The sequence below is a fragment of the Pseudoalteromonas nanhaiensis genome, from assembly GCF_051235485.1.
Lineage (GTDB): Bacteria > Pseudomonadota > Gammaproteobacteria > Enterobacterales > Alteromonadaceae > Pseudoalteromonas > Pseudoalteromonas lipolytica_C.
Genome location: NZ_JBPNYQ010000016.1, coordinates 77,595 through 93,325, shown reverse-complemented (window position 1 = coordinate 93,325; position 15,731 = coordinate 77,595). Strand labels below are relative to the sequence as shown.

At 41.0% G+C, this 15,731-nt stretch carries 16 protein-coding genes; 6 read left to right on the top strand and 10 right to left on the bottom strand.

Annotated features, from left to right (window positions below):
- Positions 1–568: 568 nt before the first annotated feature.
- The 4 genes from ACSFVZ_RS14285 to gpmM are packed head-to-tail and all read right to left on the bottom strand — an operon-like array spanning position 569 to position 5,351.
- On the bottom strand, positions 569–1,327 hold the full coding sequence (locus ACSFVZ_RS14285) for a divergent polysaccharide deacetylase family protein (protein WP_235381737.1): 759 nt from the start codon (positions 1,325–1,327) through the stop codon (positions 569–571).
- A gap of 35 nt (positions 1,328–1,362) precedes the next feature.
- On the bottom strand, positions 1,363–2,628 hold the full coding sequence (locus tag ACSFVZ_RS14280; protein WP_435559118.1) for a S41 family peptidase: 1,266 nt from the start codon (positions 2,626–2,628) through the stop codon (positions 1,363–1,365).
- A 35-nt stretch (positions 2,629–2,663) separates the two neighbouring features.
- The gene (locus tag ACSFVZ_RS14275; RefSeq protein ID WP_435559117.1) at positions 2,664–3,803 is read right to left on the bottom strand and encodes a murein hydrolase activator EnvC family protein; all 1,140 of its coding nucleotides are present in this window, start codon (positions 3,801–3,803) and stop codon (positions 2,664–2,666) included.
- A gap of 3 nt (positions 3,804–3,806) precedes the next feature.
- Positions 3,807–5,351: a 2,3-bisphosphoglycerate-independent phosphoglycerate mutase gene (gene gpmM / locus ACSFVZ_RS14270; protein ID WP_435559116.1), complete on the bottom strand. Its 1,545-nt coding sequence runs from the start codon at positions 5,349–5,351 to the stop codon at positions 3,807–3,809.
- Positions 5,352–5,543: 192 nt separating this feature from the next.
- Between gpmM and ACSFVZ_RS14265 the strand changes: the two genes are divergently transcribed.
- From ACSFVZ_RS14265 to gpsA, 4 genes are read left to right on the top strand one after another with little or no spacing between them, the layout of a single operon-like run.
- Complete coding sequence (locus ACSFVZ_RS14265; protein ID WP_135923532.1) at positions 5,544–5,975, top strand: rhodanese-like domain-containing protein; 432 nt, start codon at positions 5,544–5,546, stop codon at positions 5,973–5,975.
- A gap of 33 nt (positions 5,976–6,008) precedes the next feature.
- Positions 6,009–6,266 carry a glutaredoxin 3 gene (gene grxC, locus ACSFVZ_RS14260; RefSeq protein ID WP_135923533.1) on the top strand — a complete coding sequence of 86 codons (258 nt, stop codon included), beginning with the start codon at positions 6,009–6,011 and terminating at the stop codon, positions 6,264–6,266.
- A gap of 39 nt (positions 6,267–6,305) precedes the next feature.
- Entirely contained in the window at positions 6,306–6,791 is a 486-nt protein-coding gene (secB, locus tag ACSFVZ_RS14255; protein ID WP_135923534.1) for a protein-export chaperone SecB, read from the top strand.
- Between the two features lie 3 nt (positions 6,792–6,794).
- Entirely contained in the window at positions 6,795–7,802 is a 1,008-nt protein-coding gene (gene gpsA / locus ACSFVZ_RS14250; RefSeq protein ID WP_135923535.1) for an NAD(P)H-dependent glycerol-3-phosphate dehydrogenase, read from the top strand.
- A gap of 187 nt (positions 7,803–7,989) precedes the next feature.
- Here the strand turns inward: gpsA and ACSFVZ_RS14245 are convergent, their stop codons facing one another.
- On the bottom strand, positions 7,990–9,666 hold the full coding sequence (locus ACSFVZ_RS14245; protein ID WP_168246714.1) for a putative bifunctional diguanylate cyclase/phosphodiesterase: 1,677 nt from the start codon (positions 9,664–9,666) through the stop codon (positions 7,990–7,992).
- Positions 9,667–9,968: 302 nt separating this feature from the next.
- Positions 9,969–10,433, bottom strand: coding sequence for a tRNA (uridine(34)/cytosine(34)/5-carboxymethylaminomethyluridine(34)-2'-O)-methyltransferase TrmL (gene trmL, locus ACSFVZ_RS14240; RefSeq protein ID WP_054550977.1), 465 nt, complete (start codon positions 10,431–10,433; stop codon positions 9,969–9,971).
- Positions 10,434–10,534: 101 nt separating this feature from the next.
- Here trmL and ACSFVZ_RS14235 point away from each other — a divergent pair, with 101 nt between their 5' ends.
- Positions 10,535–11,443, top strand: coding sequence for a cation diffusion facilitator family transporter (locus tag ACSFVZ_RS14235; RefSeq protein WP_135923537.1), 909 nt, complete (start codon positions 10,535–10,537; stop codon positions 11,441–11,443).
- On the opposite strand, the gene ACSFVZ_RS14230 is transcribed toward ACSFVZ_RS14235, so the two are convergent.
- Genes ACSFVZ_RS14230 through ACSFVZ_RS14220 form a run of 3 tightly spaced genes read right to left on the bottom strand, consistent with a single transcriptional unit; the run spans position 11,422 to position 14,440 of the window.
- Entirely contained in the window at positions 11,422–12,363 is a 942-nt protein-coding gene (locus ACSFVZ_RS14230; RefSeq protein ID WP_435559115.1) for an alpha/beta fold hydrolase, read from the bottom strand. The two genes, ACSFVZ_RS14235 and ACSFVZ_RS14230, sit on opposite strands and share 22 nt — an antisense overlap.
- Entirely contained in the window at positions 12,364–13,749 is a 1,386-nt protein-coding gene (locus tag ACSFVZ_RS14225) for an ATP-binding protein (protein WP_135923539.1), read from the bottom strand.
- Between the two features lies 1 nt (position 13,750).
- Positions 13,751–14,440 carry a response regulator transcription factor gene (locus ACSFVZ_RS14220; protein WP_135923540.1) on the bottom strand — a complete coding sequence of 230 codons (690 nt, stop codon included), beginning with the start codon at positions 14,438–14,440 and terminating at the stop codon, positions 13,751–13,753.
- Positions 14,441–14,610: 170 nt separating this feature from the next.
- On the opposite strand from ACSFVZ_RS14220, the gene ACSFVZ_RS14215 reads away from it, so the two are divergent.
- A complete protein-coding gene (locus ACSFVZ_RS14215; RefSeq protein ID WP_435559114.1) occupies positions 14,611–15,138 on the top strand; it encodes a Spy/CpxP family protein refolding chaperone in 528 nt (175 codons plus the stop codon).
- Positions 15,139–15,434: 296 nt separating this feature from the next.
- Here the strand turns inward: ACSFVZ_RS14215 and yacG are convergent, their stop codons facing one another.
- On the bottom strand, positions 15,435–15,668 hold the full coding sequence (gene yacG, locus ACSFVZ_RS14210) for a DNA gyrase inhibitor YacG (protein ID WP_135923543.1): 234 nt from the start codon (positions 15,666–15,668) through the stop codon (positions 15,435–15,437).
- Positions 15,669–15,731: the final 63 nt, after the last annotated feature.

Here is a 15,731-nt window from a genome sequence, read left to right as displayed (position 1 = left end):
AGTAGTGAAACGAAACAGCGCCGATGATAGTGTGGCATTTGCCATGTGAAAGTAGGACATCGCCAGGCTCCAAATTAAAGAAAGCCCGATTCGAAAGAGTCGGGCTTTTTTGCGTTTTAGCTGTCAGCTTTCAGCCATCAGACATCAGCTGAACTGCGGGGTTGTTTAGTACAGAGACTCCCTCAGCACTCCCTGTTCATTCTCCAGGTAGGTTGGGTAGAGCGGAGCGAAACCCAACACGAGTTAGCTAGTTACAAGTTAGCAAGGGTAAAGTTGAACTGTGTGGTTGTTTAGTACAGAGTCACCCTCAGCAACAACCCCCGTAGGAGGCACTTCAGTGCCGAATTCAGACCAGAACAAACACATTTACGGCTAAAGCCATTCCTACAAGTACACTTTGCCTAGAACCTCCGGCAGAGGAAGACGCAGCACCAAACACCTCCACCGCGCGGCTGATCGCTGACGGCTGAAAGCTGATAGCACTGTGTTAGGTTTCGCTGCGCTCTACCCAACCTACGCCAGATCTCAAACTTTACCCTTTCTAACTCGCTACTCACGTTTATAACGCTTACTCCCCTTGTCTTTGTTCTGCTTTGGCTAGTTGAATGTATTTGGTTTCGACTAGTTGTGAGAGAGGAACAAGTTCGAAGCCTTGTCGTTGTAGTTCTGGGAGTGCTTGCTGAAGAAATGTAACAGTTTCTGGGTAGGGGTGGGCAATGGCGATTGCGTAGTTGAAGTGCTCAGCTTTGCTTTTAAGTTCCTCAAGTTGATGTTGTAGCTGGCTTTGGGTGACATTGTTATCAAGAAATACATGACGAGATACATTAGCCACACCATACAGGTTAGCAACATTTTGCGCTTCACTTTGGCTGGTTGTACGGCTATCTAAGAAGTACAAACCACGTTTTTTTAAAACTTCCATCGTCCATTTCATTGGCTCGGTAAGCTGTGTTAGCTCAGAGCCCATATGGTTATTGACCCCTTTTACCTGTGGCAGTGATGCTAACGCATGGCCGAGGGTTGTTTGTAACTCAGACTTAGTCATAGTATCGGTGAGGGCTCCAGGACCAAGCGCTTTGCTTTTATCAAGCGCTTGCATTGGAACATGTAAAAGCAATTCTTTATGAGTTTTACTAGCACGCTCTGCAAAAATTTGTGAGTAAGGGGTATGGGGCAAGATAGAAAACGTAACTTGCCCTGGTAAGTTGAGTATCTCTAGATCGCGTTGATTATTACCAATGTCGTCTATAACAATGGCAATTTGCTTTGCTTGGCAGAATAGAGGCAAGCACAAAGCAGCGATTAATAAGCTTTTTAGTCGATTCACTTTTTGTAATTATTATATCCAGTGTGTGCGCTTACTTACTGCATAATAGCGAACTGTTTTGCTGTCAGCTGTTTTTTGTCCTGTCTATCAAGCAGTGAACTAAAAAGCGCCAATTCTTGTATATTTTTTATTATAACGTCTTGGTTAATTTCTGAAAGTATTGTTTGATTTATACTCACATCAGGTGTGATCCCTTTACCATCTATTGACTGACCAAGAGGGGTATAATAACGCGCAGTGGTGAGTTTTAATGCTGTATTACCGTTGCCTAGCGGAATAAGCGATTGCACTGAGCCTTTACCAAAAGATGTTTCGCCAATTAAAGTTGCACGTTGGTTATCGCGAAGTGCAGCGGCGAGAATTTCTGCGGCAGAAGCTGAGTTTTCATTTATTAAAACAGCAATAGGGGCTCCTTCTAAAATATCACCGCTATGCGCAGTGTATCTCTGGTTTGCCTCATTAAAGCGTCCTTTAGTTGAAACAATGATGCCGCTGTCTAGAAATAAGTCTGCAACCTCTATGGCGCCTTGCAATGTGCCGCCGGGATTATCACGTAAATCAATAATTAAACCAGATAATGGGAAGCTGTTATTAACTTGCATTTTTGCAAGTTCACGTGCAACGTCATGCAGTGTGTGATTATTAAATGTATTAATGCTTAATAAAGCGACGCCTGAATTGGATAGGTAGCCATGAACGCTTTCTAGTGTGATTTGCTGGCGCTTAATTGAAAAGCTTAATGCTGTTGATTCTTTTCGCATTATTGAAACATTGACGGCGTCTAATCCGCTCTCTCGAATCAGCGTTGCAACCTCATCAATACTCTTATTCATGATAGGCTGATGATTAATCGCAACAACTTCATCATTTATTTGTAATCCCGCTTGTTCTGCTGGGGAGTTACTTAAAGTATTGACGATATAAACTCGTCCATTATCCATTTTAACTTCGATCCCCAAGCCTGTGTAGCGACCATTGGTGTTGCTAAATATGGCATCGAGCTCATTTTCATTAAGATATTTAGAGTAGGGATCAAGCTGTTCTAGTAATTCTTCCACTTGGTCGTTATTAGGTTGACTAACAAAGCTATTTTGTAACTTCAAATCATCTACATAATAGGTGTGAATATTAAAAAGTATTTCGTTTAACTGTTGACGATGAAGTGTTTCAAGCGAGGGTTTAGCAATGCTTGGGAACGATTGAAACACCAAGCAAAATAATGTAACTAACGTTATAAAACACAGCTGAGTAAAAAACTTGGCTGGGTAGATAGCTCTGAATGTAAGGGTTGTGTTTAGCATCAGCTGCTCCTCATAGGGTGCAGCTATTTAATCTATTAAATGCGTCTGCACCATTTTACAGGATTTACTGCGCGTCCTTTGTGGCGTATTTCAAAGTATAGACCAGGATCTGGTTGTCCGCCGCTTTGACCAACTAAAGCAATTGTTTCGCCTTCTCTAACAAGGTCACCAACATCGCGAAGTAGAGTTTGAGCATGGCCGTATAAGCTCATAAAGCCATCACCATGGTCAATGGCAATCACCCAACCAAAGCCATTTAACCAATCGGCATAAACAACTTGGCCGTTCTGTACGCTTTTAACATTACTGCCTTCTTTGGCACTAATGAGTACGCCTTTCCAGTCTATGTTGCCGTGCTTACGTTGTCCAAAGCGATGGCGTAGTGCCCCTTTGGTTGGCCAGTCTAGCTTTCCTTTACTGCTTTGAAGACCTAGTAGTTCTACTTTTTCAGTGCGCTCTCTTTCTAACTCTTCAATGGCTGTGATGAGAGTTTGTTCATTCTCTTTTAAATAGTCTATTGAGCTTTTAGTCTCTTTGAGTGCTGACTGAAGTTTATTGAGGTTGTTTTTACGTTCTTGTTGAGCTTTAACTAAGGCCTGCTGACGCTGCTTTTGCTCATCATATAAGGCAACTAGACGTTGTTTCGTTTTTTCAAGCTCAGCTTGGTTGTCAGCTATTTCTTGCTGCAGTGCTTTGAGCTCTTCAATTTGCTTAATGCGTGCTTTATTTAGGTAATTGTAATAACTGAGTGTGCGCTCAATTTTGGCAGTGTCTTGTTGGTTAAGCAGCATTTTTGAATAGTCATGGCTACCAGCCATGTAGGCGCTTTTTAGCTGGGCAGCTAATAAGGTTTGTCGCTTGGCTTGTTGAGCTTTAAGCTGCTGTGCTTTAGCTTGTTGTTCTCGCTGTTGTTGCTCGTTTTCTTTAACCGATTGGGCTGCAAGGTTTAATGCTTTGGCATTTTGAGCTATATCAAGCTCATGAGCACGCAGATCTTTGCGCATTTGAGCAATGGACTTGCGTTGACCTTTAAGCTCAGCCTCTGTTTTTTGTAAAGCTGATTGAATGTCTGATAAGTCTTTTTTGGTTTGATCTTCATTAGCAACAACCGAAGTTGTTACTAATGAAGTCAGTATTAAACCAGTTTTAAAGAAGTGGTTAATACATTTACTCATAGCTTATTTCAGCGTCATGATTGGTTTACCAGTCATTTCACTTGGCTGCTCTAAGCCGAGTAGGTGAAGCATGGTAGGAGCCACGTCACTTAATGTTTTACCATCATGTGGTGTTGCATCACGGCCAACATAGATAAATGGCACAGGCTCACTAGTGTGTGCAGTATGCGCTTGACCTGTTGCTGGGTTAGCCATTTGTTCTGCATTACCGTGGTCTGCTGTGATCAGCGCTTCACCACCATGCTCTTCAAGTGCAGCTATAACACGACCAATACAGTGGTCAACAGCTTCACATGCTTTAACTGCAGCTTCGAATACACCTGAGTGACCTACCATGTCTCCATTAGGGTAGTTACAGATGATGGCATCGTATTTACCGCTAGCGATTGCTTCAACCAATTTATCGGTCAGCATTTCTGAGTTCATTTCTGGTTGCAGATCATATGTTGCAACTTGTGGTGATGGAATTAGTTCGCGAGTCTCGCCAACAAATTCATCTTCACGGCCACCACTAAAGAAGAAGGTCACGTGTGCGTATTTTTCTGTTTCAGAAATACGTAGTTGTGTTTTACCTTGTTTCTCTAGCCATTCGCCTAATACATTTGTTAAAGGCTCTGGGGCAAATGCAATCGGTGCTTTAATGTCTGCTGCATACTCAGTCATCATTACAAAAGAGCTTAACTTAGGTGATTTTTTCTTATCAAAACCGCTAAAGTCAGCATCAACAAAGGCACGAGTCATTTCACGTGCTCGGTCTGCTCTGAAGTTAGCAAAGATAACAGTGTCGCCGTCATTAATCTCAACAGCTGTTTGGCCTTCTGGTACTACTGTAGTTGCAGCAACGAATTCATCGTTTTCATCACGTGCATAAGCCTCTTCTAGTGCGGTTACGCCATCAGTGTAGCTGTATTCAGCAATACCACTAACCATAACGTCATAAGCAAGCTCGACACGGTTCCAACGGTTATCGCGGTCCATTGCATAGTAACGACCAACAAGTGTTGCTAAACGGCCGCAGCCAAGTTCTGCAAATAATGCTTCGATACGCTCAATTGATGCTTTTGCACTGCGTGGCGGCGTGTCACGACCATCTAAGAAACCGTGGAAGTAAACTTCTTTTGCACCGCGCTTGGCTGCAAGTTCAATCGTTGCAACAATGTGGTCTTCGTGACTATGAACACCACCCGGGCTTAAAAGACCCATGATATGTACAGCTTTGCCTGCATTTACAGCTTTGTCGATATTATCAACAAGTGCTGGGTTGCTATCGAATTCACCATCATCAATGGCTTTTGTGATGCGCGTAAAATCTTGGTAAACAATACGGCCAGCACCTAAGTTTACGTGGCCTACTTCAGAGTTACCCATTTGTCCTGCAGGTAAACCAACATCAAGTCCCGAACCTGAAATTAATGTATGTGGGCGGGTTGCCCAAAGGTTATCGAGTACTGGGGTATTAGCAGCAAGTATAGCGTTACTTTCTGTATCTTCACGGTATCCCCAACCGTCTAAGATCATTAATACCAATGGTTTTTTATGCTCTGTCATTATAGCTCCTGAAGATTGGCACTTATATATCACTAGCATACCGTGTTTTATGGTTTTGATCAGCTATCAATATGTCATATTAAAATATTTCACGCCCTAGCATTTTCAATTCAAGCACGTATACTTGCGTGGCAAATTTTAATTAACCCATGGCTATGCGCTGTGGTACCTAAATTTCTTAGTGGAAAACGCATGGATCAATATATTGAATTTATCTCAAATCATCCGGTTTTGAGCATCATTTGGTTAGCATTAGTAGCAATGCTGATCAGCAGTTGGTTTAAAAGTAAATTTTCAGCTATTCGCCAGATTAACCCACAACAAGTAACTTTGCTGATTAATCGTGAAGATGGTCAAGTCGTTGATATTCGTCCTCAAAAAGAATTTAATTCGGGTCGAATTGCGGGTGCAGAGCATTTAAATCCGGAAAAAGCTAAACAATCTGATTTTTCAAGCCTTGAAAAGTTTAAGAGTAAACCCATTATACTTGTATGTACTACAGGCATGACAGCTTCAGGTATCGCAACTGCTATGCATAAAGCAGGCTATGAGCGTGTTTATGTATTATCAGGTGGTATGGGTGCATGGCAATCAGCGAGCCTACCAACAACGACAGGCCGTTAAATATCTACGTTGCAGCTCGATAGAGGAATTATTATGAGTAATGTTGTTCTTTACACAAAGGCTTACTGCCCATTTTGCCAACGCGCTTTGGCATTGTTAGACAGTAAAGGTGTAAACTACACGAACATTGATATTGGTGTTCATCCAGAACGACGCGATGAAATGATCGATAAAGCAAATGGTGGTTACACGGTGCCACAAATTTTCATCAATGATGAACATATCGGTGGTTGCGACGACATGATGGCAATAGAGGCTCAAGGCCTTTTAGACGCAAAGCTTAACGCTTAAATTTTTAATTATAAAAACGAATTCAAGATAGGAATTACAATGAACGAAGAAAATCAAAACGCAGCAGAACAACAAGCAGGCGCGCAATTCACAATCCAACGTATTTACACAAAAGATGTTTCATTCGAGACACCTAATTCGCCAGCAATTTTCCAAAAAGAGTGGACTCCTGAAGTTAAACTTGACCTAGATACTCGTTCTAACAAGTTAGAAGAAGGTGTATTTGAAGTTGTTCTTGCATTAACAGTGACAGCATCTATCGGTGAAGAAACAGCGTTCCTTTGTGAAATTCAACAAGCAGGTATTTTTACTATCGCTGATGTTGAAGAAGTACAACTTGCACACATGCTAGGTGCATTCTGCCCGAACGTACTTTTCCCTTACGCTCGTGAAGCAGTATCAAACTTAGTTAACCGTGGTACTTTCCCACAATTAAACTTAGCACCAGTTAACTTTGATGCTCTTTTTGCTCAATACATGCAACAGCGTGCAGCTCAAGAGCAACAGGCAACTGCAGACGCATAAGCTATGACTACAGCACAATCAGCTGTTACAGTTTTAGGGGCGGGGTCGTATGGCACCGCCCTTGCTATTTGCTTTGCCAGAAATGGTCACCCAGTCACTTTATGGGGGCGCAATAGCGATGACGTTGCTACGCTTGCAGCTGAGCGAAAAAATCAACGTTATGTTCCTGATGTCACCTTTCCTGAGTCGCTAAAGCTAGAAGCTGATCTAGAAACAGCAGTAAAAGCAAGTAAAATCATTCTAGTGGTTGTACCAAGTCATGCTTTCGCAGGCACTCTTCAGAAAATAAAACCATGGTTAAACGAGGAAGCTGAAGTTGCGTGGGCTACAAAAGGTTTAGAGCCTAACACAGGGCGTTTATTGCAAGAAGTTGCAGTACAAGAGCTTGGGGATAATATTCCACTGGCCGTGCTTTCAGGACCTACTTTTGCTAAAGAAATGGCTATGGGCTTGCCAACAGCTATTTCGGTATCGTCGACTTCTAAAGATTTTGCAAAGCAGCTGGCTGATCTTTTACATTGTGGCCGCTCATTTAGGGTGTATAACAATGATGATTTCATTGGTATACAACTTGGTGGCGCAGTAAAAAATGTGATTGCGATTGGCGCAGGTATGTCGGACGGTTTTGGCTTTGGGGCTAATGCTCGTACAGCTTTAATAACCCGTGGTTTAGCTGAGCTGTGTCGTTTAGGTTGTGCATTAGGTGCCCGTTCAGATACCTTTATGGGCATGGCAGGTCTTGGTGACTTAATCTTAACCTGTACAGATAACCAATCGCGTAACCGTCGTTTTGGTCTGGCACTGGGTAAAGGTGAAGGAGTCGAAGCGGCAATCGAATCAATTGGTCAGGTTGTCGAAGGCTATAGAAATACTAAAGAAGTGTTTTTACTTGCTGAGCGTACCGGCATCGAAATGCCGATCACAGAGCAAATTTACAAAGTGCTTTATGAAAATAAAGATGTAAAAGAAGCTGCGATGGCGTTGCTTGGTCGAGAGCAAAAGTCAGAGTAATGATACTGGCGCACTTAAAACAAAACGCGATTAGTAATCGCGTTTTTTGTTTTTTACAACTTATAACTGCTCGCAATGCGAGGTACTAATACCTTCTCTTTTAAAGATCTAAAAAACTAAATCTTAGCCTTGTTATTAACCAGATTTTGTTGCCTCAAAATAGCTCACTTAATTAAGCGAATAGGTATTACTTAAGTTGGTTGTTTAACTTGTTTTTATTAATGAAATCGACCACTTGTTCAGCTTTAAGAGGCTTACTGTAATAGAATCCCTGTTGAAAATGGCAACCCATAATATGTAACATGTAAGCCTGCTCTTGGGTTTCAACGCCCTCGGCAATAATATTAATACCTAGATACTTTGCCAAGCGGACAATAGTTGCCGTGATGTTTCTATCTTGATCGTTATGAGCGATGTCTTTGACAAAGGATTTGTCAATTTTTAGGGTGTCGATAGGAAACCGTTTCAGGTAACTTAACGATGAGTGCCCTGTACCAAAGTCGTCTAGGGCGATGTTAACACCAAGCGCTTTTATACGTGTCATTTGCTGAAGGGCAAACTCAGGGTTATCCATCATTGCACTTTCTGTTATTTCTAACTCCAAGCAGTAGGCTGGCACATCAAACTTGCCTAAGTATTCTATTAATGTGTCTATTAAGCTACTGTGCTGAAAGTGTAATGCAGAAATGTTAATGGCTACATTGCCAAACCGTATATTTTGCTTTTGCCAGCTAGATAGTTGTTTTAGTAACCGCTCTATTAGTAATTGTGTTAGTGGGATAATGGCACCATTTTGTTCTGCAAGAGGGATGAATTCGTCAGGTGTTATAATACTGCCATCATCTTGAGGCCACCTAACTAGGGCTTCAAAGCCATGCAGACGATTGTGTTGAGCATCAAACTTAGGTTGGAAGTAAAGTTCAAAGTCATTATTGGTAATTGCCTTAAACAGAGCGCTTTCTTTCGTTAACTCGGTTGGGTCAAGTGTGTGGCGATCTTTATCAAAAAACTGGTATGTATTTCGGCCTATTTTTTTTGCATGATTTAATGCGCTATTGGCACTGCGCATCAGGTTCTCGCAGTTATAAGCATTGTCTGGATAAATAGCGAGACCACAACATACAGATAATGAAGTTTCAAAATTATCCAGCATAAAAGGTGTTTTGAATTGCTGAAGAACTGTATCCACAGTTTGCTTTGCAAAGAATATCGTTTTTCCTGAATAAAGGTATGGAGGAACAAGTATTGCAAACTCATCTGCACCTAGTCTGGCGATTGTGAAGCCTGAATTGAGCGATGCTGTTAAGCGGCACGCAACCTCTTTGAGTAACACATCACCTAAGGTATGACCTAAAGAGTCATTTATCTTTTTGAAATTATCGATGTCAATAAATACGATGAGTAAACTCGGGTAAGTGTCGTTACATGCTTTGATTGCTTTATCAAGAGATTCAATAAAAATAGCACGATTCGATAATCCTGTAACAGTATCTTTTGTTGTGAGCTTAAGCATACTGCGCTCAGTATTTTTACGAGTTGTGATATCGTAAAACAGTCCAACATAGCGAACAGTAGGCTTAGTCAGTGATGAGGTTATTACTTTGGTGATTGATAAAGCCAGAGCGTAAGGTTGACCGTCTTTACGAATGTTCCACATTTCGCCAGACCAGTAACCATCTTGCTCTAACTCTTGGAGAATGATTGCTTCAAGCTGTTGGTCTCGACCGCTTTGAGTTAGCGCCTTAAACTTTTTGCCGATAACATCGACTTTTTGATAGCCAGTAATTTCAGAAAAAGCGTCATTTATCTCAATGATATTGAAGTCTTCGTCGGTTATCCAAATAGCATCTTTTGCTTTAGACAATAACGCATCCGTGAATATCATTTTTTTATTTCTGTAATAAAAAAACAGCCAAGCCAAAAGTAATAAGGTAATGAGGGCCAGAAGAATGATATATGGAAAATTAGAAGCTTGCGTGGGCAAGGTTGTTGCAGCTGATGCTTTACCTAATGGAAGATGCATCAGCAAGGTCGAGCAACATAAAATATGAAAAGGGCGCATTTAAAACCATCTTTAGGAACAAGCCAGCCTATTTAGGTTAGTTCATAAAAAATGGTAATGCTAAATAATTAGTGTGTTTTTATTAAAAACGTTTTTTCAATAACTTACTGGCCATTAACAAAGCCAAGTTGACGCCAAGACTCATATACAAATACAGCCACAGAATTAGATAAGTTCATGCTTCGACTGTCTTTTTGCATCGGGATACGTACTCGTTGCTCTTTAGGTAAAGATTGAATGAGCTCATCAGGTAGGCCTCGAGTTTCCGGACCAAACACTAAACAGTCACCTGGTTGGTATTGTGCTTGATGGTGAAACTGACTGCCTTTAGTCGTACATGCATAGACTTTCTTAGGTTGGCATTTTTCTAGGTATGCTTCGAACGAAGCATGACGTTGTACGTGACTAAATTCATGATAATCAAGTCCTGCACGTTTTACACGCTTGTCATCCCATTCAAAGCCAAGAGGTTCAATAAGATGTAAGGCGTAGCCAGTGTTTGCGCATAAACGGATGATATTTCCAGTGTTAGGTGGGATCTCTGGTTGGTATAACACTATATCAAGCATGTGACTCTCTTTTTTAAACAATATCAATTGTCGGTGAGTATACACGAACTCAAATAAAAAGATGATATACTGACAACTGTTAATATCTAAAGGTAAGTTTTGTGCAACATCGCAGTTATGAGTTTTGGGTTAAAACAGCTAGTTTAGTGACTATCACTATGGTCAGCTTGATGATTGCCGCAAAAAGTTGGGCGTGGCTTGCTTCAGGCTCAGCTTCTATGCTTGGCTCATTAACCGACTCACTGATGGACATCACTGCATCTTTAATGAGCTTTTTAGTGCTAGGTTATGCATTACGTCCAGCGGATGATGATCATCGCTTTGGTCATGGTAAAGCGGAAGCATTAGCTGGCCTTGCTCAAGCTGCATTCATTGCCGGTTCTGGTTGTTTTTTAGCGTTCCATGGTATTGAGCGTTTATTCAACCCTGTTACCTTAAAGCATTCTGATTTAGGTATTTGGGTAAGTATTTTTGCGATTGTTTGTACGTTAGTGGTGGTATTTGTACAAACCAAAGTGATTAACCACACAGAATCTATCGCAATTAAAGCTGACTCAATTCATTACAAAGGTGACTTGATCTTAAACCTAGCTGTGTTGCTGGCTATTGTGTTGGCTAAATACGGTGTTGCATATGCAGATCCTCTGTTTGCAATTGGCGTCGCAGTTTATTTACTTTATAACAGTTGGGATATTGCCCGTGAAAGTGCTGATCATCTTATGGACAAAGAGCTTCCAGATGAAGAAAAAGAAACGATTCTTGCCATTGTAAATAGTCATCGAGATGTTTATGGCGCACATGATATTCGTACTCGCCAAGGCGGTAAGATCAAATTCATTCAAATGCATTTGGAGCTAGAAGATTCACTATCGCTCATTCGTGCTCATCAAGTTGCTGATGAAGTTGAGGTAATGATCCAAACTCATTTTGCATGTGAGATGGATATATTAGTTCACCTAGACCCGCTCTCAGTCGTTCAGAAGTCTCGTCAAACAGAGTCACAAAACTGATAAAAATCGCTGAGTACTGCCTGTCTTATCTCGTCGCGTTCACATAACAGTTCATGGCGAGCACCCACGTAGGTTTTCAATCGTGCATGTTTCTGTTTATGGGTAAGTGCAAATTGCGCAGCATTATCGACCACGGTATCTTGCTCTGCACTTGCGATAAATAAAGGAATATCGACTTTTTTATCGATTAAAGAAGCAATAAAATCAAACGATGCATTGAGCCAGCCGTAGGTGACGCCACCTAGTTGTAAATCATCTTCTGCAGCATACAGTTCCCTAAACAGCTTATAGCGAATTTCACTACTGGTTAATTCATTGGCTGTAAAGTCGACCGGCAAATAGTCGCTTTGGCCAAATGCGTAACTACGGCCAAGACCAAGTAAGGATGCAATTTTAGCAGCCAGTTTAGCTAAAGGCTTTGGTGTACCTTTGGTGTGAATATCAAACATTGGCGCGGATAAAAAAGCACCTGAAAACTGATGCTGATAACGCGAGAGGTAATCATAGGCAATGGCACTCCCCATTGAATGGCCGAGTAAAACCTGCTTTCCTTGCCAGTGCTGCTTTACCACTTTATCAATAAACACGGCAAAGTCATCGGCATAGTCAGTAAAACGATTTACATAGCCTTTATGAGCGTTTTTTAAATGACGATAAGAGCGACCTTGGCCTTGGTGGTCAACACTAAAAACCGCACAGCCATTTTGATAAAGTTCCCACAGTAACTCCTTATACTTAACCAAAGACTCAATTCGGCCACTACTAATGATGACAGCTGTATTTGCTTGCTCAGGTATGGCATAACCATAATAAAGCTGACCATGACTCGTGCTAAGAAAGTCTTTTTGTAATTGCTCAGAAAAAAACTGATTGATGTGATCTGTGTTATTTATAAGGCTAGCTTCAGTGCTATAAAACATTTACTGACTCTTTAAAGGAAGGCGGATGTTAACGCAAAGTCCACCATGTTCTTGGTTTTCAAGTGTTAGTGTACCATCATGTGCAGAGATCGCATTCTTTGCAATTGCAAGCCCTAAACCTGTACCACCGGTGTTTCTATCGCGTGCATGCTCTTGACGAAAGAAAGGCTCACACAGCCTTGCAAGGTTTGCTTCATCAACACCTTTACCATCGTCGCAAATAGTCATGTAAATAGCATCAGACTCTTCTAGGTTAATTGAAATGGTGTGCTCTGCGTACTTAATTGCATTGCGAAGCACGTTTTCAAGCGCACTGGCAATTAAGGTTTCATCACACCGAATATCGGTTTTGAGCGCACCATTAACACGCAATACTTTATTACTTTGTTTGGCTTCAAATTGGGCGTCGTTAAGTACGTGATCGACTATGATTTGTAGTGACTGCGTACTTAAAGAAAGGGTCTGACTCTTCGCTTCTAACCGTGACACCTGTAGTACATCGGCAATCATTTTATCAAGCTGGTTGGCCTCTTTTTCGATACGCTCTAAATAGGCCTGTTGGGTATCATCAGCCTGCATTTGCGCAAGGCCAGTTGCCATTTTTAAGCGCGTTAAAGGTGAACGTAGCTCATGAGAAATATCTGCTAGTAATCGCTTTTGAGCCGTAATAAGTTGTTCAAGCTGTATTGCCATAGCATTAAAATCACGCCCGAGTACACCAAGTTCATCTTGTCGAGTGGACGATACATCCGCTCGGGCTGCTAAGTTACCATTTGCGAGTTTTTTTGCTGTTTCTTTTAAGCTATTAATAGGTGCAATTAAGTTGCGACTGAAGAAAAAGCTGAGCATTAATGATGCAATTAAAGCGATAAATAGCTTTAACCACGTTGGCATTAGCCATAAGCTAACGAAGAACGGCTTTTTGCGTTTCTCGTCAATCTCATAGAGGTAAAACTTACCTTCGGGTACATTTAATTCTATTGGCCCATAAGCTTGATACTCATCGGTAAATATAATTTGTGGGCTCATGTATTTAGTAAAGTTAAGCAAACTTAAGTCAATGTCTTTAGAGATAGGTTCACTGAGCATTTCAACTCCGTGTACGTCACCATTTAAGTACAGCAATTTATGCTTTGAAAAGCGCGGATGGGATAATACTTCTTGCGTTGATTTGCCATGTTTAGCAACTATCCGCTCAATACTTTTTGCAGTGTACTGCAAGTTTTTTAGCATCGGGCCGCGTAGATTATCACTGCCTACATTGCTGGTTAGTTGACTCAAAAAAACGAGTAGGGTAATGGTGGCCAGCACGGTAATCCAAAACCATACAAAGATTTTTAAAAATAGGTAGTGACGTGGGTGCTTTAACCAACTAGGAGGCGTCATGTTATTCACCTTGAATGAGTACGTAGCCACTACCACGTATTGTTTTTATTCGTTCATTGTTGACATGTTCAGCTATTTTCTTACGAATATTACTCACATGCATATCTATTGAACGGTCAAACGGAGCAAGGCGTCTCCCCAATACTTGTTCACTTATTTGTTCTTTACTGATCACTTCTCCTGCATGGTCTACTAACATTGCAAGAATTTCATATTCAGTACCTGTTAGGCTGAGGATGTTGTCGTTTACTGAGGCCTCACGTGTTGCAAAGTTAATATTGATACTGTTTACACTTAACGAATTGCTATGTTGATTAGACAGACTATTAATATGTTCAATACGACGGGTAATTGCTTTAACGCGAGCTAGTAGCTCTCTGTGATTAAATGGTTTGGCAATATAATCATCAGCGCCAAGCTCTAACCCAAAGATACGATCAAAGTCCTCTCCTTTGGCTGTTAGCATGATCACAGGAGTGAGTTTATGCTGCCTTAATTGTTTTAAGACTTCAAACCCATCCATAGAGGGAAGCATCACATCAAGTAGAATAAGTTCGTAGTTATATTGCAGTGCTTGTTTTAGTCCTTCAGCGCCATCATGAAAACAATCTACTGTAAATCCCTGTGCTGTTAAGTACTCACTGAGTAATTCGCACAACCCTGTATCGTCGTCGATCATTAATAGTTTCATTTGACACCTAGCAGTTTAATTCTTTGAGGTTATTTTACTCAGTAAATTGTGTAAAAGTGAATCTTTACACAACCTTTACACTGCTTTGCGTTCCTTTGCATTGTAATGAGTATAGTTAACTCATCAGTCGAAAACGACTCTGGAACACCACTCAACAAAAGGTAATGATTATGACTATTTCGAATAAACTTTCTAAATTCGTACTTGTTTGTGGCTTAGCAGCAGCCAGTGTTGGTACAACTTCAGCAATGGCAAAAGGTGACTTTTATCGTGGAATGAACCCACAAGCACGCTTTTTACTTTCTGAGCGCGGTATTGATAAATTACAACTTACAGAAGAGCAGCAAACGAAACTAAAAGCGATTTTTGCTGAGCAGAAAACGCAATTTGAAGCGTTACGTGGTGAAAAAGATGCAATGAAAGCCGCTCGTGCAGCTCACAAAGAAAAAATGGATGTATTATTATCTACAGCAAAATTTGACGAAAATGCGGCTCTTGAGCTAATCAAAGCACGTCAGGCGAAAGCTCAGCAGTTTGCCTTGTTAAAGATGAAATCAGAGCATGATATTTGGCAGGTTTTGAATACTGAGCAACGTGAAAGCTACCAAGAAATTAAAAAGCATCTTCGTAAAAAAGGCCATAAAAAGGGCCATCATGGAAATCGTGGCGAGCGTAAAGGTGAGCGCTCTGAAGGTTAAAAGCGAGTTACTATTAAGGTTAAAAGCGAGTTACTATTAATATATAAAATGCGGCAAATGCCGCATTTTTGTATTTCATACCAATGTGCTTAATAAAGTGGTCTATTTTGAGGCAGCAAAACCTCGTTGATAACAAAGCAAAAATTTCGTTATTTAGTTGTGCTCGGCAATTGATCCTGCATTGCTCTACCTTCTGCATCCATGCCGTCGTAAATCAGAAATTTTTAACCCAGGTAGCGACAGGTTTAATCCCTCAAAATGATTAATTATTATTGCGGATTGGTACTACTTAAAATCTACTCTTTAAAGAATGAGTCGTCATTTTTGGCGAGCATGGCTTCAATATCTTCAATCATATCTTGGCTAAGCTCATTAGCATTGCTAATAGGTGTTGAAATTCGATTATTTTCGAATGACCACTCACCTAAATCAATAAGTTGACATCGTTTTGAACAGAATGGGCGGAACGGACTTTGTTCTGACCACTCCACTTTTTCTTTACAGGTTGGACAATTTACAACAGTTGGCATTGCTGCTTCTCAATAATTCATTTAGGCTGATCTTACTGAACTGGAGTGAGAGAATCCAGTAAC